General features: G+C 61.4%; 18 protein-coding genes and 3 pseudogenes. 13 read left to right on the plus strand and 8 right to left on the minus strand.

The window, feature by feature from the left end; all coding sequences use genetic code 11:
• Positions 1-26 precede the first annotated feature (26 nt).
• The 3 genes and pseudogenes from ACCD00_RS06740 to ACCD00_RS06750 all read right to left on the minus strand — a co-directional run.
• Positions 27-1,703, minus strand: coding sequence for an MFS transporter (locus ACCD00_RS06740; RefSeq protein ID WP_413423033.1), 1,677 nt, complete (start codon positions 1,701-1,703; stop codon positions 27-29).
• Between the two features lie 312 nt (positions 1,704-2,015).
• A complete protein-coding gene (locus tag ACCD00_RS06745) occupies positions 2,016-2,771 on the minus strand; it encodes a methyl-accepting chemotaxis protein (RefSeq protein WP_413423127.1) in 756 nt (251 codons plus the stop codon).
• Between the two features lie 102 nt (positions 2,772-2,873).
• Positions 2,874-4,163: pseudogene (locus ACCD00_RS06750) on the minus strand (HAMP domain-containing protein); the annotation flags it as partial.
• Positions 4,164-4,522: 359 nt separating this feature from the next.
• Between ACCD00_RS06750 and ACCD00_RS06755 the strand changes: the two are divergent.
• The 4 genes and pseudogenes from ACCD00_RS06755 to ACCD00_RS06770 all read left to right on the plus strand — a co-directional run bounded on the left by ACCD00_RS06755 (position 4,523) and on the right by ACCD00_RS06770 (position 8,100).
• Entirely contained in the window at positions 4,523-5,839 is a 1,317-nt protein-coding gene (locus ACCD00_RS06755) for a Na+/H+ antiporter family protein (RefSeq protein WP_413423035.1), read from the plus strand.
• Between the two features lie 213 nt (positions 5,840-6,052).
• Positions 6,053-6,871, plus strand: a pseudogene (locus ACCD00_RS06760) (cache domain-containing protein); the annotation flags it as partial.
• 102 nt (positions 6,872-6,973) lie between these two features.
• Positions 6,974-7,729, plus strand: a complete 756-nt coding sequence (locus tag ACCD00_RS06765; protein ID WP_413423129.1) for a methyl-accepting chemotaxis protein — start codon at positions 6,974-6,976, stop codon at positions 7,727-7,729.
• Between the two features lie 209 nt (positions 7,730-7,938).
• Positions 7,939-8,100 carry a metallothionein gene (locus tag ACCD00_RS06770; protein WP_085718940.1) on the plus strand — a complete coding sequence of 54 codons (162 nt, stop codon included), beginning with the start codon at positions 7,939-7,941 and terminating at the stop codon, positions 8,098-8,100.
• Between the two features lie 27 nt (positions 8,101-8,127).
• Here ACCD00_RS06770 and ACCD00_RS06775 read toward each other — a convergent pair whose 3' ends face one another.
• On the minus strand, positions 8,128-8,406 hold the full coding sequence (locus ACCD00_RS06775; protein WP_413423037.1) for a hypothetical protein: 279 nt from the start codon (positions 8,404-8,406) through the stop codon (positions 8,128-8,130).
• Between the two features lie 33 nt (positions 8,407-8,439).
• Entirely contained in the window at positions 8,440-8,667 is a 228-nt protein-coding gene (locus ACCD00_RS06780; RefSeq protein WP_413423039.1) for a DUF6555 family protein, read from the minus strand.
• 146 nt (positions 8,668-8,813) lie between these two features.
• Between ACCD00_RS06780 and ACCD00_RS06785 the strand changes: the two genes are divergently transcribed.
• From ACCD00_RS06785 to mnmH, 5 genes are all read left to right on the plus strand, one after another.
• Complete coding sequence (locus ACCD00_RS06785; RefSeq protein ID WP_413423041.1) at positions 8,814-9,593, plus strand: AraC family transcriptional regulator; 780 nt, start codon at positions 8,814-8,816, stop codon at positions 9,591-9,593.
• A gap of 105 nt (positions 9,594-9,698) precedes the next feature.
• Positions 9,699-9,872, plus strand: coding sequence for a DUF1427 family protein (locus ACCD00_RS06790; RefSeq protein ID WP_413423043.1), 174 nt, complete (start codon positions 9,699-9,701; stop codon positions 9,870-9,872).
• A gap of 27 nt (positions 9,873-9,899) precedes the next feature.
• Complete coding sequence (locus ACCD00_RS06795; RefSeq protein ID WP_413423045.1) at positions 9,900-10,856, plus strand: quinone oxidoreductase family protein; 957 nt, start codon at positions 9,900-9,902, stop codon at positions 10,854-10,856.
• 176 nt (positions 10,857-11,032) lie between these two features.
• Complete coding sequence (gene selD / locus ACCD00_RS06800) at positions 11,033-12,067, plus strand: selenide, water dikinase SelD (protein WP_413423047.1); 1,035 nt, start codon at positions 11,033-11,035, stop codon at positions 12,065-12,067.
• On the plus strand, positions 12,067-13,170 hold the full coding sequence (gene mnmH, locus ACCD00_RS06805; RefSeq protein WP_413423049.1) for a tRNA 2-selenouridine(34) synthase MnmH: 1,104 nt from the start codon (positions 12,067-12,069) through the stop codon (positions 13,168-13,170). Before selD ends, mnmH begins: the two co-directional genes overlap by 1 nt.
• A 137-nt stretch (positions 13,171-13,307) precedes the next feature.
• Here the strand turns inward: mnmH and ACCD00_RS06810 are convergent, their stop codons facing one another.
• On the minus strand, positions 13,308-13,979 hold the full coding sequence (locus tag ACCD00_RS06810) for a histidine phosphatase family protein (RefSeq protein ID WP_413423051.1): 672 nt from the start codon (positions 13,977-13,979) through the stop codon (positions 13,308-13,310).
• 367 nt (positions 13,980-14,346) lie between these two features.
• Between ACCD00_RS06810 and ACCD00_RS06815 the strand changes: the two genes are divergently transcribed.
• Complete coding sequence (locus tag ACCD00_RS06815) at positions 14,347-15,057, plus strand: glutathione S-transferase family protein (RefSeq protein WP_413423053.1); 711 nt, start codon at positions 14,347-14,349, stop codon at positions 15,055-15,057.
• A gap of 138 nt (positions 15,058-15,195) precedes the next feature.
• Positions 15,196-16,170 (plus strand): porphobilinogen synthase, encoded by a 975-nt coding sequence (gene hemB, locus ACCD00_RS06820; RefSeq protein ID WP_008021700.1) that lies wholly within the window; start codon positions 15,196-15,198, stop codon positions 16,168-16,170.
• Between the two features lie 139 nt (positions 16,171-16,309).
• On the opposite strand, the gene ACCD00_RS06825 is transcribed toward hemB, so the two are convergent.
• Positions 16,310-17,845, minus strand: coding sequence for an FAD-dependent oxidoreductase (locus tag ACCD00_RS06825; protein WP_413423056.1), 1,536 nt, complete (start codon positions 17,843-17,845; stop codon positions 16,310-16,312).
• Between the two features lie 137 nt (positions 17,846-17,982).
• Here ACCD00_RS06825 and ACCD00_RS06830 point away from each other — a divergent pair, with 137 nt between their 5' ends.
• Positions 17,983-19,077 (plus strand): DUF1615 domain-containing protein, encoded by a 1,095-nt coding sequence (locus tag ACCD00_RS06830; protein ID WP_413423058.1) that lies wholly within the window; start codon positions 17,983-17,985, stop codon positions 19,075-19,077.
• Between the two features lie 265 nt (positions 19,078-19,342).
• On the opposite strand, the pseudogene ACCD00_RS06835 reads toward ACCD00_RS06830, so the two are convergent.
• A pseudogene (locus ACCD00_RS06835) lies at positions 19,343-19,540 on the minus strand (phage infection protein); the annotation flags it as partial.
• A gap of 261 nt (positions 19,541-19,801) precedes the next feature.
• Here ACCD00_RS06835 and ACCD00_RS06840 point away from each other — a divergent pair.
• Positions 19,802-20,425 (plus strand): glutathione S-transferase, encoded by a 624-nt coding sequence (locus ACCD00_RS06840; protein WP_413423060.1) that lies wholly within the window; start codon positions 19,802-19,804, stop codon positions 20,423-20,425.
• The last annotated feature ends 10 nt before the right edge of the window (positions 20,426-20,435 follow it).

The following is a 20,435-nucleotide window of genomic DNA, read 5'->3' on the forward strand; positions in this document are numbered from 1 at the left end:
TCCCACAAGGGAGTGGCGCACCGGGCTCAGGTGTGATGAATCTCCCGATCCTTGGTTTCCGGCATGAAGAAAATACCCAGCACAGCCGTCATCACCGCGATGACGATCGGATACCACAGCCCATAGTAGATATCCCCGGTGGCCGCCACCATGGCAAACGCCACCGTCGGCAGGAAGCCACCGAACCAGCCGTTGCCGATGTGATAGGGCAGCGACATCGAGGTGTAGCGGATGCGCGCCGGGAACAGTTCCACCAGCCAGGCGGCAATCGGCCCGTAGACCATGGTCACGTAGATCACCAGGATCGTCAGCAGCAACAGCACCATCGGGTAGTTGGTCTTGGCCGGGTCGGCCTTCTCGGGGTAGCCGGCGTCCTTGAGGGCGGTGGCGAGGGTGGCGGTAAAGGCGTCGTTTTTGGCCTTGAAGTCGGCGCCCGGCATACCGGTGCCCTCGAAGCTCTCGATCACTTTCTCGCCAATGCGCACCTGCGCAACAGCGCCCGGCTCGGCTTTCACGTTCGCATAGGGGATGGCCCGCTTTGCCAACACGGTCTTGGCCAGGTCACAGGAACTGGTGAATTTGGCCTTGCCCACCGGGTCGAACTGGAACGAACACTGGTCGGGATTGGCAATGACCGTGACCGGATTTTTCTCCTGCGCGACGAACACGTCGGGGTTACCGTATTGGGTCAACGCATGGAAGATCGGGAAATAGGTCACGGCCGCGATAATGCAGCCGGCCATGATGATGCCTTTGCGGCCGATGCGGTCGGACAGGCTGCCGAAAAAGACAAAGAACGGAGTACCGATCAGCAGCGAGCCGGCAATCAGCAGGTTGGCGGTCTGCGGTTCGATCTTCAGCGTCTGCAGCAGGAAAAACAGCGCATAGAATTGCCCGGTGTACCAGACCACGGCCTGGCCGGCGGTGCCGCCGAGCAGGGCCATGATCACGATCTTGAGGTTGTCCCAACGGGCGAAGGATTCGGTCAATGGTGCCTTGGAGGACTTGCCTTCGGCTTTCATTTTCTGGAACACCGGCGACTCGCTGAGCTGCAGGCGGATGTACACCGAGATTATCAACAACAGGATCGACAGCAGGAACGGAATCCGCCAGCCCCAGGCTTCGAAGGTTTCGGTGCCCAGGACGGTGCGGCAGGCGAGGATCACCAGCAGTGAAAGAAACAGGCCGAGGGTGGCTGTCGTCTGAATCCACGAGGTGAAGTAGCCGCGTTTGCCCTTGGGGGCATGTTCGGCCACGTAGGTGGCTGCGCCGCCGTACTCACCGCCCAGCGCCAGACCTTGCAACAGGCGCAGGCTGATCAGAATGACCGGCGCGGCTACGCCGATGGTTGCATAGCCAGGCAGCATGCCTACCACGGCCGTGGAGACGCCCATGATCACGATGGTGATGAGAAAGGTGTGTTTGCGTCCGATCATGTCACCCAGCCGGCCGAACACGATGGCGCCGAAGGGCCGGACGGCGAAGCCTGCGGCGAAGGCGAGCAGGGCGAAGATGAAGGAAGTCGTTTCGTTGACACCGGCAAAGAAGTGCTTGGCGATGATCGCCGCGAGGGATCCGTACAGGTAGAAGTCATACCATTCGAACACGGTGCCCAGGGACGACGCGAAAATGACCTTGCGTTCCTCCCGGGTGATTCCGTGATGGGGTGTATGGTCCGTGGATGTGCTGTCGATTACTGCCATGAGTATTCTCCGTCTTGCACTTGTTGTAGGCCGGAGTTCCCACCAACATTTACCCTACCCAGGCCCTGGGGGTGATGTCATCGAATTACGGGTCTTGCATACAGGTTGACGCCTTGAAACGCTGCAAGGTTCCTAGAAGCATAATCACCTTGTGGCAGATATCCACTCGCCACTACGCCTTAGGTTGAAAGGGGGGGGCTGGCACAAGAACTGTAGGAGCGAGCCTGCTCGCGATGGTGTGTCAGTGACGCCAAGGTGGCTGACACACCATCGCGAGCAAGCTCGCTCCTACAGGGGGGATGTTTGCGGGGTTTAAACGCGGAACTGATCCATCAGGCTCTGCTGCTGGTTCGCCAGGCTGTTGAGCGACTGGCTGACCCGTGCCGATTCATTGGCCTGGCCCGACAGCGACTCGGTCACGTCGCGAATGGTCGCCACGTTGTTGTTGATCTCCTCGGCCACCGCGCTTTGCTCTTCGGCGGCACTGGCGATCTGCATGTTCATGTCGTTGATCACGGTCACCGCATCACCGATCTGGCGCAGCGCCGTCACGGCCTGGCCAACCTGCTCGACACTGCCCTGGGCCTGACGATGGCTGTTGTTCATCGAACCCACTACATCTTGTGTGCCGCTTTGCAGTTGTTCGATCACCAGGCGGGTTTCCTCCACTGACTCCTGGGTCCGTCGCGCCAGGTTGCGCACCTCATCGGCGACCACGGCAAAACCGCGTCCGGCCTCACCGGCACGGGCTGCTTCGATCGCGGCGTTGAGAGCCAGCAGGTTGGTCTGCTCGGCGATCGCACGGATAACTTCCAGTACCGTGCCGATCTTCTCGCTGTTGGCTGCCAGGCCTTCGACCTGAACCATCGCCGCGCTCATGTCGGCGGCGAGGTTGTCGATGCTGGCGGTGGTGCGGTCGATCACGGTCAAACCCTGACGGGTCGCCTGATCGGCATCGCGGGCGGCGTGTGCCGCTTGCGCGGCGCTGCGGGCAACATCCTGGGCGGTGGCGCTCATTTCATGGGACGCCGTCGCAACCTGATCCACCTGACGGTACTGCTGTTCCATGCCGGCGCTGGTCTGGGTGGCGATGGCGGACGACTGGTCCGCGGTGCTGCGGGCGTCCTGCACCGAGCGTTTCACTTCGGCGATGATCGGTTGCAGCTTGTCGAGGAAACGGTTGAACCAGCCGGCCAGTTGGCCCAGTTCATCCTTCTTGTCGTAAGCCAGCCGACGGGTCAGGTCACCTTCGCCGCTGGCGATGTCTTCGAGCATGTGCGCCACGCCGAGGATCGGTTTGGTGACGCTGCGGGCCATCAGCCACACCAGCACCAGGCCCAGCAGCGCGGCGAGTATCCCCAGGCCGAGCTCGACCAGCGTACCGGCGGTGTTGCTGTCGTCCAGTTGCTTTTTCAGGGCTTCGGCGGGGCCGACCAGGACTTTTTCCGGCACGTCGAGCAGCACGCCCCAGGATTTTCCGCCGGGAATCGGCTGGAACGGTGCCAGCACTTTCAGTTGCTGATTGCTGTGCAGGCTGCCGGTCTTGCTGCTGGCGGCAAGCATGCGCAGCAGTTCGGCGCCACTGGCCTTGTCCACGGCCTCCAGGCGCTGGCTGAGTTTGCTGGCGTCCGGGCTGTAGCCGGCGAGCAGGCCGGCCGGGCTGATGATGCTGACACTGGTCTGGCCGTCGTAGAGCTTCTTGCTTGCGTCCAGGCTGACCGCTTGCAGGCTGTTGAGGTTGATGTCCACCGATAGCGAGGCGATGACCTTGCCGTTGACCATCAGCGGGAAAACGATGCTGGTCATCAGCACGTTCTGGCCGTCGATCTCATAGAAGTACGGTTCGATCACGCACGGCTTGAGCGTGGTGCGCGGGCAGGTGAACCAGGCGTTGGCCGCTTCGCCGCTGGGGCCGGTGCTGGTGTCGGCCATGTCCTTTTCCGGCAAGGCCATGGACGTCACTTTGCCCGGCGTCGGCTGCGACCAGTAGAGGGCGAAACGGCCCTTGTCGTTGCTGCCCAGTTCGGCTTGACCGGTGAACAGGTCGTCCTTGCCATCCAGTCCGTTGGGTTCGAACACCAGGGACAGGCCGAGCAGGTCCGGGTTGGCCTGCAGGGCCGACTTGACCTGGCGGGTCAGGTCTTCGCGCAGGTCGAAGGCATCGAGAAAGCGCTTCTCGGCCTGCTCACGCAGGAACAGCACCTGCCGGGAGAAGCCGTGGCCGTACTGATAGGCGTCCATGAACTGCTGGCGAATCCCCAGCGCCTGGTTTTCGCCCTGGGACTCGATCCGGGCCTGGGCCGCTTCGGTCAGCATCTCCATGCTCGAGGCTTTCACCATCCCGGAGCTGTGCTCCATGCGGTACAGGGAAAGACCCACCAGCAGGGTCACGATGCCCGCCAGGCACAGCCCGGCCAGCAGGGTGATTTTCCATTGAATGGAAAGTTGTCTGAGCGACATGGAGACGTCCTTATTCGATAAATATCTGAGACTTTGCACTGTAGCGGCCGGAATTTCGGTTTCTTTATCCCGTCTATCGGCTATCAAGCACTTCCCCCTGTAGGAGCGAGCCTGCTCGCGATGGTCGTCAACGATGATGATGGAAACCTGATACCCCACGGTGCTCTCAAGTGCATCTCGAGCTAGCTCGCTCCTACAGGTCTCACATGCCGTTACATATCGATAGCGCCGGGGTGCTTTGACAAGTAGGTGATGCTGCGGCACAGTGCGCGCCCTCTAATAAAACCCATTCCTTAATCCGCTGGCGGCTCTTCGCAGACTGCCGGACGGAGTCTTTTCGTTTGTCTCGAGGTAAAGAAATGAATGCAGTAATTGCCGCGGTCGGCATCATGCTGGTACTCAGCCTGTCCCGCGTGCATGTAGTGATCGCCCTGATCGTCGGTGCGCTGGTCGGTGGCCTGACCGGTGGCCTGGGGATCGAGGCGACACTCAAGGCTTTCAACAGTGGCCTTGGCGGTGGGGCGACGGTGGCGCTGTCCTACGCCTTGCTGGGCGCTTTCGCCGTGGCCATTGCCAAGTCCGGCATGGCCCATGCGCTGGCCGACAAGGCGCTGGCAATGGTCGATCGCCAGCACGCCAGCGGCGGTGGCCAGGTCAAATGGCTGTTGATCGGCCTGCTCTGGGTCGTGGCCATTGCCTCGCAGAACATCCTGCCGATCCATATCGCGTTCATTCCGTTGCTGGTGCCGCCGCTACTGTATGTGCTGACCAGACTGCAACTGGACCGTCGACTGATCGCCTGTGTCATGACCTTCGGTTTGATCACGCCCTACATGTTCCTGCCGGTGGGCTTCGGCAACATCTTCCTCAATGAGATCCTGCTGGCCAACGTCGCGCGCAGCGGGGTGGACATCAGCGGCATCAATGTGACCCACGCCATGGGCATTCCCGCCCTGGGCATGGTGGCGGGCCTGCTGATCGCGTTTGTCAGCTACCGCAAGAAGCGTGTCTACGATCTGGCAAGGATCGAACAGGTCGAGCAAGTGGCGGTGCAGTACAACCCGCTGAGCCTGATGGTGGCTGGCGTGGCCGTCGCGGCGGCGTTCATCGTTCAGTTGTTGCTGGATTCTATGATTATCGGTGCACTGGTCGGCTTCCTGATTTTCTCGGTGTCGGGCATCGTCAAATGGCGCGACACCGATGACCTGTTCACCGAAGGCATGAAAATGATGGCGATGATCGGTTTCATCATGATCGCCGCCTCGGGATTTGCCGAAGTGATGAAGGCCACCGGTGAGGTGCAGACGCTGGTCGAGTCGTCGGCGTCGTACATCGATCACAGCAAGGGCATCGGTGCCTTGCTGATGCTGCTGGTGGGGCTGCTGGTGACCATGGGCATCGGCTCTTCGTTCTCCACCGTGCCAATTCTGGCGGCGATCTTCGTGCCGCTGTGCGTGCAACTGGGCTTCAGCCCGTTGGCGATCGTGTGCATCGTCGGTACCGCCGGTGCCTTGGGCGACGCCGGGTCGCCGGCTTCGGACTCGACCCTCGGCCCGACCTCCGGCCTGAACATCGACGGCCAGCACCATCACATCTGGGACACCGTGGTCCCGACCTTCCTGCACTACAATCTGCCGCTGCTGGCGTTCGGCTGGGTGGCGGCGATGGTCCTGTAACCCCGGAACCCCTTGTAGGAGCGAGCTTGCTCGCGATGGTCGTTAACGATGCCGCGTGTTTACTGACTAAACGCAGCGCTCTTGGGTCCATCGCGAGCAGGCTCGCTCCTACAGGGGCTCGCAAGTCCATCTCACAGCGTTCAACTTTTGCCCTGGCGTGCCGTTAAAGCTTTTACCCACGCCAACAAAATCAAAAGAGTGAACGTCATGCGCATGAGCCTCAAGGCTAAAGTCCTGTCCCTTGCCGTCCTCCCGGTGTTGCTGTTTGCGCTGGTCATCAGCCTGACCACGCTGTTCATTCTTCAGGATCAGGCGCGCAAGGAAGTCGAGCAGACCCGCGAACGCCTGCTCAGCGATGCCAAGGCGACCCTGCAAAGCTACGTGGCCGTGGCCATGACCGCGATCAAACCGCTTTACGACGCGGCCGCCCCCGGCGATCAGGCGGCGCGGGCCCAGGTGATCAAGCTGCTGTCGAGCATCACCTATGGCAAGGACGGCTACTTCTTCGGCTACGACTCCAACACCGTGCGCCTGTTCAAGGCCAGCAGTCCCGAAGGCGTGGGCCAGAGCTTCAAGGACAACCGCGATCCGAACGGTGTCTACGTCAACCGCGATCTGGTGAAAGTCGCCAGGGACGGTACGCACTACCTGCAATACAGCTCGCCATTACCCGGTAACTCCCAGGTGCTGGTGCCCAAGCTCGGCTACACCGAATACCTGCCGAAGTGGGACATGGCGGTCGGTACCTCGGTCAACCTCGACGGCATTGAAGCGCAAGTGGCGGTGGTCGAAGCCAAGGTCCAGGAGCGCATGCAAGGCATGGTGCTGAGCATCGTCGGCGTGGCGGTCGTGGTGCTGCTGGTGATTGCCGCTGCCGGAATGTTGCTGGCCAACACCATTCTGCGTCCGCTGCATCTGATGAAAGCCAACCTCGACGACATCGCGGCAGGCGAGGGCGATCTGACCCGTCGCCTGACGCTCACCAGTCAGGATGAGCTCGGCGAGCTGGCGGGCTCGTTCAACCGTTTCGTCGACAAGATTCACGGGCTGGTACGGCAGATCACCGAAATGACCTCGCAACTGACCGGGCTGGTGAGTCAGGTGTCCGACCAGGCCCATCGCTCGGACCAGGCCATGGAGCGTCAACGCCATGAGACCGATCAGGTGGCCACGGCGATCAATGAAATGTCGGCGGCGGCCCAGGAAGTGGCCAAGAGCGCGCAGAACGCCGCGGTGGCAGCCCAGCAGACCGACGAAGAAGGGCAGGCGGCCAAGCGTGTGGTGGCCGGCAGCATCGAGAAGATCCATGCGCTGGTGGACGACATCCGCAGTAGTGGCGTGTCCCTCGACAGCTTGCAAAAAGACGTGTCGTCGATTGTCAGCGTGCTCGGGGTGATCCGCTCGATTGCCGAGCAGACCAACCTGCTGGCGCTCAACGCGGCCATCGAAGCCGCCCGTGCGGGGGAGGCCGGACGCGGTTTTGCGGTGGTGGCCGATGAAGTGCGGGCGCTGGCCAGCCGCACGCAAATCAGCACCCAGGAAATCCAGGGCATGATCGACCGCTTGCAGGCCGGCACCCGGTCTGCAGTGGAGGCGATGCGTCGCTCCAGCGAGGCTGGCGATGGCACCTCGGCCCAGGCCAACGAGGCGGGGGCTTCGCTGGACACCATGGCGCAACTGATCGCGACCATCAATTCGATGAATGCGCAGATCGCCAGCGCCGCCGAAGAGCAGACCGCCGTGGCCGAAGAGATCAATCGCAGCGTGCACCAGATTGCCGTGGCGGTGGATAACGTCGCCGACGAAACCCAACTCGGTGCGCAAACGTCCCGTAGCCTGGCCGACCTCGGTCAGCGCCTGGGCAGTCTGGTCGGGCAGTTCCGTATCTGACAGAACAGAGACAAGACCTGTGGGAGCGGGCTTGCTCGCGAAGGCGGTGTGTCAGACAACAATTATCGTGACTGACACTCCCTCTTCGCGAGCAAGTCGAATCGTCGCACCGCCGCTCCCACAGGGATTTGTAATCGGCAGGAGCGACAGCCACTACACTTATCCTGTGCATCCGAGCACGGGACGACCTTGCTAGAGGAGTCAGCTCCATGATTGACCGTGAAAGTATCTGCGATTGTCCGAAATGTACCTGCAAACTCGGTGAACATCCGATTGCCCGTCACGGCAAGCATTACTGCTGTGAAGCCTGCGCCAAACACCATGAGCACGGCGAGGAGTGCGCTCATAAAGACTGCAAGTGCGCCCACTGAAAACCACGGTACACGCAAAAGTGGAGCCTAGTCCGGCTCCACTTCCAGCCTGAGGCTGCCATCCTCCAGGCGTTCGCTGCGGCGGACGTTGCCCTGCAAGCGCCGCCCTTCGACCCGCAGCACCAGGGTCCTGGCATGCTCCAGATCTTTCGGCAGTGGTGCCGGGACGCGTATAGCGAAGCAAAAGGCGTCATTTTCGACCTGTTCCAGTCCGATCCGGCACTCGGCGCTTTTGGTGATGCGGCCGAGCGACGTGTCCAGACCGTAGTCCAGTTGCGCAGGGCTGCTGATGGGTGTTGCGCTCATGTCCCGTCCCCCGAACCTGATGGTTGCCTGAGATTAGTGCGCCGGCCGCCATCTGACATTTTCCACGCCGAATTTTTCAGCCATCGGCTTGCTGGTCTTTTGCACCTTCTCGCGTCCAAAACGGGGGATTCGCCCCACCCCCGCGTCACAGCTCGCCCAATGCCAGGCTTCTGTGTTATCCATTTTTTCCAGTCGGATAATGAAAGACTTTGGAGCGCCATGGAGGGTGTACTCGATGACGAATAATTTTGCACTGTTCATAAAGCCGCGGTTCCTCCCTGTTGTACATAGAAGGATCGCGTGCCATCGGGAAAATTCACTCGGATTGTCGGACGGCGGCGGTTGCTGGCGACAAATTTGACGCCCCGTTACCATGCAGTCTTACCGTCCCCCAATGAACATTGACCATGGCCCTCGCCGCACCGCCTGACCTGAGTGACACCGATGTGCCTGTGCAGCCGCTGGCTCGCACCTATCCGCGCGGGTTGTACATCGAGCCCCATGAGCACGTCTGGGGCCAGTTGCTGTATGCGATGAGCGGGGTGATGTGGGTCGAGACGCCGCACGAGGCACTGGTAGTGCCGCCGCAGCGGGCGGTGTGGTTGCCGCCCGGCGTGCCCCACGGGATTCGCGTGGTGTCCGACCTGCAAATGCGCAATATCTACTTGCGCCCGTCCCTGGCGGCGACCCTGGATGACAGCGTGCAAGTCATCGAGGTCGGCGGCTTGCTGCGCGAGCTGATCGTCGGCCTGGTGGAGCAGGGCAACGACGGGCCGCCCGAGTATTACGACGCGCTGGTGGGGCTGGCGCTGCTGGAGCTCAGGCGCGCCAGGCGTTCGCTGCTCAAGATCCCGCTGCCGGACGATTCCGATCGACGGCTGATGAACCTGTGTCAGGCGGTCATGTCTGCGCCTTCGCTGGATATTCCGTTCGAACAGCATGCAGAAACCGCCGGTGCCAGCGTGCGGACCCTGGCGCGGCTGTTCAAGGACGGTTTGGGCATGGGCTTCGCCGAGTGGCGGCGTCAGGTGCAACTGGCGACGGCGGTGGCCGGGTTGATCCAGGGCGTACCGGTCAGCGCGATTGCCCGGGAGCTGGGCTATTCGCCGAGCAGCTTCAGTGACATGTTTCGGCGTGAACTGGGTGTCGCCCCGTCACAGTTTCCGGCGGCGCAACGCCAAGGCTGAATTCGCCGGGCCATGCTTTGGCCGAAATTCAGAAGCACTTGGCCGATGCTCGCCAGCGTCGCCCTCTAGACTCAACGCATACCTCAATTGCCCCCGGAGTCTGCCGTGAACTACCTCATGTCAGTGGCCATCGGTCTGGGCGTCGGTCTGCTCTACGGCGCCCTGGATTTTCGTTCCCCCGCACCCCCGGCCATCGCGCTGGTTGGCCTGCTCGGCATGCTCGCCGGTGAAAAGCTCTGGCCGATGGGGCGCGAGCTGGTGGCTGGCTGGATTTCCTGAACCCTCTTTGACTCGATGGATACGCCCATGAAAGCTCTGCAATTCGATAAAACCGGTGATCTCTCGGCCCTGCGCTACGTCGAGGTGCCTACCCCCGTTCCCGGCGCCAATGAAGTGCTGGTCGAGATCAAGGCCGCGGGGCTCAACCCCAGCGATGTGAAGAACGTGCTGGGGCGTTTTCCCTACACCACCCTGCCGCGGATTCCCGGTCGTGATTTTGCCGGCGTGGTCGTGGCCGGCCCGCAGGCATTGATCGGTCAGGAAGTCTGGGGCACGGGCAAGGAATTGGGCTTTTTCGCCGACGGTTCCCACGCGCAGTTCGTCAAGCTGCCGGCCAATGGCGTAGCGCTCAAACCCACGCACCTGAGCTTCGCCCAGGCCGCCAGCCTCGGCGTGCCGTACACCACGGCGTGGGATGCGCTGGAACGCAGCCTGGTGACCGCCGAAACCCGATTGCTGGTCATCGGTGGCGGAGCGGTCGGCAGTGCCGCGCTGGCCTTGGCCAAGGTGCGCGGTGCCCGGGTGCTGGCGGCTGCGAGGCGTCCCGAGCAGGTCAAGGACTTGCAGGACCAGGGTTACCAGACCCTGCAACTGGATAAACCCGAAGACCTCGGGGCCCAGGTCAACGCGGTCTATGCCGGCGGCGCCGATGTGATTTTCGACACCACCGGATTCTGGCTGCCGGCCTCGGTGCCAGCCCTGGCCGCGTTCGGTCGCATCGCGATCATCGCCGCACCGGTGGACGGTCATGTGCAGTTGCCGGCCCTGGCGTTGTATCGCAAGGGCGGCTCAGTGGTGGGGATCAACTCGTTGCTGTACGGGGTACAGGCGTGTGCGGCCATGCTCGAGCAGTTTGGCCGGTTCTTCGATCAGGACCTGTTGCCGTTGCCGCAGGGCTTGTTCGAGTCGCCATTGGCCGAAGGTGTGGAGCGTTATGCCGAAGTGAATCAGGGCAGCGGTGACAAGGTGATTTTGCTGCCATGACCACGATCAATGTGGGAGCGGGCTTGCTCGCGAAGACGGCGGCACATCCGGCATTGATGTGTCTGACACTCCGCCTTCGTCGGAACGCCGCCCGGAGCAAGCCCGCTCCCACAAGGTCCGTGGCCCGCATGCCCCGCTCTGCTAGAATCGGCCTCATTGACCCTATGAGGTGCCCCATGAGCGAGCCGATTCGCCTGACCCAATACAGCCACGGCGCTGGATGCGGTTGCAAGATTTCCCCCCAGGTGCTGGAAGTGATTTTGGCCGGCAGCGGGGCGCAGAACCTCGACCCGAAACTCTGGGTCGGCAACGCCTCACGCGACGATGCGGCGGTGTATGCCATCGACGAAGAGCGCGGAGTGGTCTCGACCACGGACTTTTTCATGCCGATCGTCGACGACCCCTTCGATTTCGGCCGAATTGCCGCCACCAATGCCATCAGCGACATCTATGCGATGGGCGGCGATCCGTTGATGGCGATTGCGATCCTGGGCTGGCCGGTGAACGTGCTGGCCCCGGAAGTTGCCCGGGAAGTGATACGCGGCGGCCGTTCGGTATGTGACGAGGCGGGCATCCCGCTGGCAGGTGGGCACTCCATCGACGCGCCAGAACCGATCTTTGGCCTGGCCGTCACCGGTCTGGTGGATAAGCGCCACATGAAGCGCAACGACACTGCCACGGCCGGTTGCCTGCTCTATCTCACCAAACCCCTGGGCATCGGCATCCTTACGACGGCCGAGAAAAAGGGCAAGTTGCGCAATGCCGACATCGGCCTGGCCCGGGACTGGATGTGCACCCTGAACAAACCCGGCAGCCGTTTCGGCAAGCTCGACGGCGTAACCGCGATGACCGATGTCACCGGTTTCGGCCTGCTCGGGCACCTGGTGGAAATGGCCGACGGCAGCCAGCTCACGGCGCGTATCGAATATGACCGCGTACCGCGCTTGCCGGGTGTCGAGTATTACCTCGAACAGGGCTGCGTACCGGGCGGTACGCTGCGCAATTTCGACAGCTACGCCAGCAAGCTCGGGCGGCTCCAGGAACTGCACAAACGCGTGCTTTGCGATCCGCAGACCAGCGGCGGCCTGCTGATTGCCGTCACGCCGCAAGGCAACGAGCAGTTTCTCTCGGTGGCCGCCGAACTGGGCCTGAGCCTGGAGCCGATCGGTGAACTGGTCGAACGACAGAGCAACGCGGTCGAGGTGATTTGATGTCTGTCGACTGCACCGATTACCGCGACATCTTCCTCAACGACCGGCCCATGATGGACGCCCGCGCACCAGTCGAATTCAACAAGGGCGCGTTTCCCGGTGTGGTCAACCTGCCGTTGATGAATGACCTTGAACGCCAGCGGGTCGGCACGTGCTACAAGCAGCATGGCCAGCAGGCGGCCATCACGCTGGGGCATCAACTGGTGTCGGGCGCGGTCAAGGCCGAACGCATCCAGGCCTGGGCCGATTTTGCCAAGGCGCATCCCGATGGCCTGCTGTATTGCTTTCGCGGCGGCCTGCGCTCGCAGATAGTCCAGCAATGGCTCAAGGACGAGGCGGGCATCGATTACCCACGGGTGGGTGGCGGCTACAAGGCCATGCGTACCTTCCTGCTGGATACCCTCGATCAAGCCTTGACCCAGTGCGATTTCGTCCTGTTGGGCGGTATGACCGGCACTGGCAAGACCGAAGTGCTCAAGCAATTGGGCAACAGCGTGGACCTTGAAGGTCATGCCAACCATCGCGGCTCCAGTTTCGGCAAACGCGCCACGGGCCAGCCATCGAACATCGACTTCGAAAACCGTTTGGCCATAGATGTGCTGAAAAAACGCGCCCGGGGCATCGAGCAGATCGTTTTGGAAGACGAAAGCCGCGCGGTGGGCAGTTGTGCGTTGCCATTGCCGCTGTACCAGGGCATGCAGCAGTTTCCGATGGTGTGGCTGGAAGACAGCCTGGAAGGTCGGGTAGAGCGGATCCTGCGCGATTACGTGGTGGATCTGTGCGCAGAATTCATCGACGTGCATGGCGAGGAGGGCTTTGCGCTGTTTTCCGAACGGTTGCTGGCGAGCCTCAACAATGTGCAGAAACGCCTGGGCGGCGAACGTCATCGGCGCATGCTGGTTTTGATGGAAGAGGCGTTGGCAGAGCAGGCCCGTAGTGGCGCGGTGGATCTGCACCGCGGCTGGATCGAAGGGTTGCTGCGCGAGTATTACGATCCGATGTACGCGTTTCAGCGAGAGAAGAAAGGCGCGCGGATCGAGTTTGCCGGGGAGCGGGGGGCGGTTCTCGAGTACCTGCGTGAGCGAGTGAATCAACGAAAGTGATGTCGGTTTTACTGGTCCCTTCGCGAGCAAGCCCGCTCCCACATTTAATCAGCGCCGTTCACAATATTTGTGTTCGCTGGAGATCGAATGTGGGAGCGGGCTTGCTCGCGAAGGGGCCCGACCAAGCAATGAGTCACTCAGGTCGGACAGGTTTGCGAGCCATTATCCAGGCCTTGCTTGTACACATGGCTCTGCAAACTGGCCTTGCCGTTGTGCCAGGTCAGGGTGAGCACATACAGCGAGTCATAATCGCTGGATTCCCAGTCTTCCATGATGGTCGTTTTCTTGCCGGTGGCTTCGCCGGCCACTGTGTTGATCAGCTCCGGCAGGTAGCCGTGTGACCAGGCGGTGTAGATGACCGAGTTGTGATACTTGTCGTGAAGCAGTTCTTCGGCCAGGTCATCGGTGTCATTGGCGGAAAAATTGATGTTCACCGGCAGACCGAGCTTGATGGCGCTGGGGCTGATGGTCATCAGGGGACGAATGTAACTGTAGGAATTGTCGAACTCGCCTTCCTCGACGTTACGGGTCGGGTTTGCCGCAAACACATAGTTGGCCTTGCCAAACTTTTCCGGCAGCAGCGTCGCCAGGTCGATGGCGCGGTTCAGCCCCTGGCAATTGAGCTGGCCCAGGCCACCGGCGGGTTTTTCCCCGTGGCGCAGGAAGACCAGCGTCTGGGTTCCATCCATCGGTTGGGCGCGGCTTTGACTGGCCTCCAGCGACAGGAACACCGAACTGACCGCCAGCAAGACGGGCAGCAGCAGGTAGGCGCGATGTCTGAAGCGGTTGGCAATATTGAACAAATTCATGAATAGAGGGTTCTTCAGCGCAATTCGGTTAAGTCTGACAAACCTTTACACCACGATGTTCCAGCGTCGGGTGTTTTCCATGTCGTTGAAACCGGTCCGTTTTCAAAGGGGTGGTGCTCAGAGTCCCCTGAGCCCGTTTGGTTCGATTCCGGTCGAGCGCGCAGCAATGTACCGGCAACCTTAACGGTTTTCAGTGAAGGTTAGCGACAGGATGTTGCGAAATCGTGGACACGCTACACCTGATGGTGTTGAAACGGTCGTGATCTCTTTTGATCTCGTCTATCAGCGAGATTAATGGCTGCAAGGGATCGCAGAGCCGCTATCTCCATTATGATCGTCACTCTCAATGTCTTCGTGGATCCAGCCCATGACCGATTTGTCCGCATTCCCCATCACCCGCAAATGGCCTGCCCAATACCCGGAGTGGATTCAGCTGTACTCCTTGCCGACCCCCAACGGCGTCAAGGTCTCGATCATGCTCGAAGAGATCGGCCTGCCGTATGAACCTCACCGGGTAGGGTTTGACACCAACGACCAGATGTCCCCGGAATTTCTTTCCCTCAATCCCAACAACAAGATTCCGGCGATCCTCGACCCCCACGGTCCGGACGACAAGCCACTGGCGCTGTTCGAGTCGGGAGCGATCCTGATCTACCTGGCCGACAAGAGCGGACAACTGCTGGCCCAGGAATCGGCTGCGCGCTACGAAACGATTCAGTGGCTGATGTTCCAGATGGGCGGTATTGGCCCGATGTTCGGCCAACTCGGGTTTTTCAACAAGTTCGCCGGCAAGGACTACGAGGACAAGCGTCCACGTGACCGCTACGTCGAGGAAAGCAAACGCCTGCTCAAGGTGCTCGACGGCCGCCTTGAAGGGCGCGACTGGATCATGGGCGAACGCTACACCATCGCCGACATCGCCACCTTCCCGTGGGTGCGCAACCTGATCGGCTTCTATGAAGCTGGCGATCTGGTGGGCATTCAAAACTTCCCTAACGTCACGCGGGTGCTGGAACGCTTCCTGGCGCGGCCGGCGGTGGTGCGCGGGTTGGAAATCCCGAAACCAGTCTCGAATTAAACCTCTTGCCTGTAGGAGCGAGCTTGCTCGCGATGGTCGTTAACGATGACGCGTGTTTACTGACTAAACGCAGCGCTCTTGAGTCCATCGCGAGCACGCTCGCTCCTACATTTCGTCCTCTGAAATTCAGGAATAGCCATGTCCAGTCAGTTCCCCGAAGCACGCCCACGCCGTCTGCGCCGCAATGCGAGTCTGCGCAGCCTGTTCCAGGAGACCGAGTTCAGCCTGAACGATCTGGTGCTGCCGATTTTCGTCGAAGAAGAAATCGACGACTTCGTGCCGATCAAGAGCATGCCCGGTGTGATGCGCATTCCCGAGTCGAAGCTGGCCGGCGAGATCGAGCGCTACGCCCGTGCCGGGATCAAGTCGGTGATGACCTTCGGCGTGTCCCATCACCTGGACAGCAGCGGCAGCGACACCTGGCGCGATGACGGCCTGGTCTCGCGCATGTCGCGCATTGCCAAGGACGCTGTGCCGGAAATGATCGTGATGTCCGACACCTGCTTTTGCGAATACACCGATCACGGCCATTGTGGCGTGTTGCACAACCATGAAGTCGACAACGACCAGACCCTGATCAACCTCGGCAGGCAAGCGGTGGCGGCGGCCCGTGCCGGTGCCGATGTGATCGCCCCGTCGGCGGCGATGGACGGGCAGGTCCAGGCGATTCGCCGGGCCCTCGATGACGCCGGCTTTACCCAGACGGCGATCATGGCCTATTCGACCAAATTCGCCTCGGCGCTCTATGGCCCGTTCCGCGAGGCGGGTGGCAGTGCGCTCAAGGGCGACCGCAAAAGCTACCAGATGAACCCGATGAATCGCCGCGAAGCGGTGCGCGAATCGTTGCTCGACGAACAGGAAGGCGCCGATGCATTGATGGTCAAGCCGGCCGGTGCGTATCTGGACATCATCCGCGACATTCGCGAAGCCTCGCGCCTGCCGCTGTCGGCGTATCAGGTGAGCGGTGAGTACGCGATGATCAAGTTTGCCGCCCAGGCCGGGGCCATCGATGAAGACCGCGTGGTGCGCGAGAGCCTCGGGGCGATCAAGCGTGCCGGGGCAGACCTGATCTTTACTTACTTTGCGATGGATCTGGCGTTGGCCGGAATCTAGGCACCAGCGCATATCCCCCCCTGTAGGAGCGAGCTTGCTCGCGATGGACTCAAGAGCGCCGCGTCTAGTCAGTAAACACGCGTCATCGTTAACGACCATCGCGAGCAAGCTCGCTCCTACAAGGAAGGATGTGGTGTCTTCAGGGCGCGCCAAAAAACGGCCGGATCCCGTGATCACGCAAGTACCGTTCGATCACTTTCGGGTCCGAGCACGTCTCGGCGATCGCCACGTAGGTATCGGGCCGTAACAGATAAAACCCGTTGCGCCCCAGCCCCGCCGCTTCGAACGCCGGTCGCCAGTCGAACACGTGCAGCGGCAGATGGTGCTCGTGGCACCAGGCAATCATCTCGTCGCTGGTGTCGCCATAGACATGCACCTGCCAGGTCAGGCACTTGAGCGACTCGAAATTATCCCCCTCACCGTCATGGGCCCAGGGCAGGCGATCACCGCCATGCACGTGCCCGGCAATGCCTGCGCTCAATGGCATGCCCCGATAATTCAGGGTTATTTGCGATATCGTACGAAACATGAATTCGCGGGAGGTTTCGAACGAGGTTATTTTCGGGATCAAGAGCGGTGCCAGGCGTGTCCGTAGCAAATCGGCCATCCGCCCCTCGGCGGTGATGAAGTTGAATACCCGGTCAGTGGTGGCCACCAGTCTGCGGGCGAAGGCGATGCGCTCGGTTTCATAGGTGTCGAGCAGTCTGGCCTCGGCACCACCGCTCAACACGGCCGCCAGTTTCCAGGCCAGGTTGATGGCATCGCCAATCCCGGTGTTCATGCCCTGACCGCCCGCCGGGCTGTGCACATGGGCGGCATCACCCAGCAAAAACGCCCGGTCTTTGCGGAAGTGATCCGCCACCCGATGATGCACGCGATAGGTCGAAAACCAGTTCAGTTGCTCGATCTTCACCTTCATGTGCTCGATGGCCCGGCTGCTGACGTCCTCGAAGCGCAGGGTCTCGGCGTGTTCGGCGCGCTCGTCGCGCACCGTGCCGATCAGACGGGCACGACCACTGTCTCCCAGTGGGAACACGGCGAGGAAGTCCGCCTCGTCGAGATCCACGTGCAGTTCGCCGTTGAATGTCGGGCCGCTGCCCTGCACGTCGGCGACGTAGAAAATCTGCTGGTAAGTGCCGCCGGGAAATCCGGTATCCAGGGTCTTGCGCACAATCGACCGCGCACCGTCGCATCCGGCCAGGTAACAGGCCTGGCAGATTTCCTGTTGACCATCGGGCAGGTGCAGCGTGGCCGTGATGCCGTCTGCGGTTTGCTCGAAGCCTGTCAGTTCAGTGTTGCGTTCCACCACGATACCGAAGGCTTCCAGACGCTCGATCAGCAGCCGTTCGTGTTCGTCCTGCGGGTAAATCTCGAGAAACGAGTAGGGGGTCAGGCCCTCACCGATCTGAGACAGGGGCAGGCGCGCCACGGGCTCACCCTTGACCCAGAAGTTGCCGGCCACCACCCGATGGCCGTTTTGCACCACGGCGTCGTCCAGTCCGAGCTGGCGATACAACTCCAGCGTCCGTGCCTGGACGGCCAGCGCCCGGGACGTGGTGCCGGGGGCGGAGGTTTTGTCGACAATCCGCACGCGCACGCCCAGTTTGCTCAGCCACAATGCCAGGACCAGCCCGGTCGGGCCGGCGCCGATGATCAACACGTCGCTGCGGTGCATGAGCCTGTTCTCCTCGCTACGTGGATAAAGTATGGTCCAGTCGGGGAGGGCGGCAACCATCGGACTACCGCGGCCGTAGCCGCTGGCATGCCATTGGTCGTATGGTTGGCCCCGACCAACGGATTAGATGGAACGACATGCAAGCCAATCGATTGATCTCAAGCATCGCCGCCTTGCTGGTACTGGCCGGTTGCGGCAGCCAGCGAACCCAGGAGCCGGCGGCGCGCAGTCCGGCCGAAGTGAAGGCTGAGATTGTGCGTTTGCTGCCGGCGAAAGCTGCCGATCCCCAGGGTTGGGCCACGGATATCCAGGTGGCGTTTACCGCGCAAGACATCTCGCCGACCACGAAGAACCTGTGCTCGGTGCTGGCCGTGACCGAACAGGAGTCGACCTTTCAGGTCGATCCGAGCGTACCGGGGCTGGGCAAGATCGCCCGCGACGAGATCGACCGTCGTGCCGCCAAGGCACACATTCCAGGCCTGTTGGTGAGCGGAGCGTTAAAGCTCGATTCGCCCAATGGCAAAAGCTACAGCGACCGCCTGAATGCCGCGCGCAGCGAAAAGGAACTGAGCGCCATTTTCGACGATTTCATCGGCATGGTACCGATGGGCAAAAAACTGTTCGGTGGCTTCAACCCGGTGCATACCGGCGGGCCGATGCAGGTCGCGATTGATTTTGCCGAGCAGCAGGCCAAAGGTTATCCGTACCCGGTGAAGGGCTCGATTCGCCATGAAGTGTTTACCCGGCGCGGCGGCATGTATTTCGGCATCGCGCATCTGCTTGGCTATCCGGTGAGCTATCCGCAGCCGCTGTACCGCTTTGCGGATTTCAACGCGGGTTGGTACGCCAGCCGCAACGCCGCGTTTCAGAATGCGGTGAGCCGGGCATCCGGTATCCCGTTGGCGCTGGACGGCGATCTGGTGAACTACGGTTCGATCATGCCCGGTACCACGGAACTGGCCGTGCGTACCCTTGGCAAGCAACTGGACATGCGCAATCCGACGATCCGGGAGCAACTGGAGGAGGGGAAAACCCTGGCGTTCGAAGACAGCAAACTCTATCGGCGGGTCTTCGAGCTGGCCGAAAGGGCCGAGGGTCGGCCGTTACCCCGTGAAGTGTTGCCGGGGATCGTGCTGCAAAGCCCGAAAATCACCCGCAAACTCACCACCGCGTGGTTCGCCAAGCGGGTCGATGAGCGTTACCAGCGCTGCATGGCGCAGGCGGGGAAGTAATCGCGGGGTAAAAAGCACAAAAAACCCGGCTGTTGAGGCCAATGCTGTTCCGTCTAGCGAGAATGATCCCCTGTAGGAGCGAGCTTGCTCGCGATGGTCGTTAACGATGCCGCGGGTTTACTGACTAAACGCAGCGCTCTTGAGTCCATCGCGAGCAAGCTCGCTCCTACAGTGGGTGAATCCTTCTTGCGTGACTGAACAACATCAGGCTGTTGAGGCCGGGCTTTTCTTTGCGTCCTGCGGTAAAGCACTGCATTCAGACAGCGCGGCTTTCGATCAGGCGATCCGAGCCACCTTCGGCCACACGATTCTCGATCAGGCGATCGGAACCACCCTCGGCGACACGGCTTTCAATCAGACGATCCGAGCCGCCTTCAGCGACCACAGGTTGAGCAGAAGTTGCGGCGAAAGCGTTAACTGCGAAAACCGAGAAAGCGATGCTGAGAAGGGTCTGGCGTTTCATGATGGTGTGCTCCGGGGTGCTGATGGGTTGGTATGGAGCAGATGTTACGCCGTGGATTTTTTAAGAGAACTTCATTGAGGTGATGGTGAACATCGACGGCAATGATAGGTACGACGCCATACCTGTTGTGAGCGTGATGGTGCGATCGCCGGACGGTCGCTGTGTGGCGGGTAGCGGCTTCTACACTGGATAGCTGGCGTGTTCGTCTGCCGGGACGGTTGATGAGGCGCCACAGAGAACGCGGTGTACAAGGAGACGTTCATGTACCAGCTCTACGGTTATCGGAACTCCGGGGCGGCGGCCATCGAGGCCGCCCTTGAACTCTGTGATATTCCTTATCGCTTCATCGATGTCGAGACGTCTGCAGAGGCGGCCCAGGCGCTGGAGAAGCTCAATCCGCTCAAACAGATTCCGACCTTGCAGCTACCCGATGGCGGTGTGCTGACCGAGAGCGCGGCGATCCTGATCCACCTCGGCCTGACCTTCCCCGCATCGGCATTGTTGCCGCAAGACCCGGCCGAGCGGGGCCAGGCCATTCGTGGCCTGGCCTACATCGCCAGCAATTGCTATGCGGCCATCGGCATCATTGACTACCCCGAACGCTGGCTGGTCGAGGCGGATGAGTCGTCCAGGCAGAACCTCATGGCGGGAGCCCGCCGGCGCCTGCACTGGAGTTGGGAGGTGTTTGCCGATCAGTTCTCGGGCGAGTTGTATCTGGGCAGCGAGAAACCAGGGGCCCTGGATGTGCTGGCGGCGGTGATCTCGCGATGGGCGGGCAGTCGGGAACATTTGCGCACTGCCCGGCCGGGGTTCTTCGCCTGGCTGGAACGCATCGATCGTCACCCGGCACTGGCACCGGTGTTCGCCCGGCATTGGCCGGCCTGAACACCGAAAA

This window comes from Pseudomonas sp. Pseusp3 (assembly GCF_047304225.1).
In the GTDB taxonomy this organism is placed as follows: Bacteria; Pseudomonadota; Gammaproteobacteria; order Pseudomonadales; family Pseudomonadaceae; genus Aquipseudomonas; species Aquipseudomonas fluorescens_CD.

Coding starts and splice junctions, on each gene's coding strand:
- ACCD00_RS06740 (WP_413423033.1), bottom strand. CDS start 1,703: ATGGCAGTAATCGACAGCACATCCACGGACCATACACCCCATCACGGA.
- ACCD00_RS06745 (WP_413423127.1), bottom strand. CDS start 2,771: ATGGAACAGCAGTACCGTCAGGTGGATCAGGTTGCGACGGCGTCCCAT.
- ACCD00_RS06755 (WP_413423035.1), top strand. CDS start 4,523: ATGAATGCAGTAATTGCCGCGGTCGGCATCATGCTGGTACTCAGCCTG.
- ACCD00_RS06765 (WP_413423129.1), top strand. CDS start 6,974: ATGGAGCGTCAACGCCATGAGACCGATCAGGTGGCCACGGCGATCAAT.
- ACCD00_RS06770 (WP_085718940.1), top strand. CDS start 7,939: ATGATTGACCGTGAAAGTATCTGCGATTGTCCGAAATGTACCTGCAAA.
- ACCD00_RS06775 (WP_413423037.1), bottom strand. CDS start 8,406: ATGAGCGCAACACCCATCAGCAGCCCTGCGCAACTGGACTACGGTCTG.
- ACCD00_RS06780 (WP_413423039.1), bottom strand. CDS start 8,667: ATGAACAGTGCAAAATTATTCGTCATCGAGTACACCCTCCATGGCGCT.
- ACCD00_RS06785 (WP_413423041.1), top strand. CDS start 8,814: ATGGCCCTCGCCGCACCGCCTGACCTGAGTGACACCGATGTGCCTGTG.
- ACCD00_RS06795 (WP_413423045.1), top strand. CDS start 9,900: ATGAAAGCTCTGCAATTCGATAAAACCGGTGATCTCTCGGCCCTGCGC.
- selD (WP_413423047.1), top strand. CDS start 11,033: ATGAGCGAGCCGATTCGCCTGACCCAATACAGCCACGGCGCTGGATGC.
- mnmH (WP_413423049.1), top strand. CDS start 12,067: ATGTCTGTCGACTGCACCGATTACCGCGACATCTTCCTCAACGACCGG.
- ACCD00_RS06810 (WP_413423051.1), bottom strand. CDS start 13,979: ATGAATTTGTTCAATATTGCCAACCGCTTCAGACATCGCGCCTACCTG.
- ACCD00_RS06815 (WP_413423053.1), top strand. CDS start 14,347: ATGACCGATTTGTCCGCATTCCCCATCACCCGCAAATGGCCTGCCCAA.
- hemB (WP_008021700.1), top strand. CDS start 15,196: ATGTCCAGTCAGTTCCCCGAAGCACGCCCACGCCGTCTGCGCCGCAAT.
- ACCD00_RS06825 (WP_413423056.1), bottom strand. CDS start 17,845: ATGCACCGCAGCGACGTGTTGATCATCGGCGCCGGCCCGACCGGGCTG.
- ACCD00_RS06830 (WP_413423058.1), top strand. CDS start 17,983: ATGCAAGCCAATCGATTGATCTCAAGCATCGCCGCCTTGCTGGTACTG.
- ACCD00_RS06840 (WP_413423060.1), top strand. CDS start 19,802: ATGTACCAGCTCTACGGTTATCGGAACTCCGGGGCGGCGGCCATCGAG.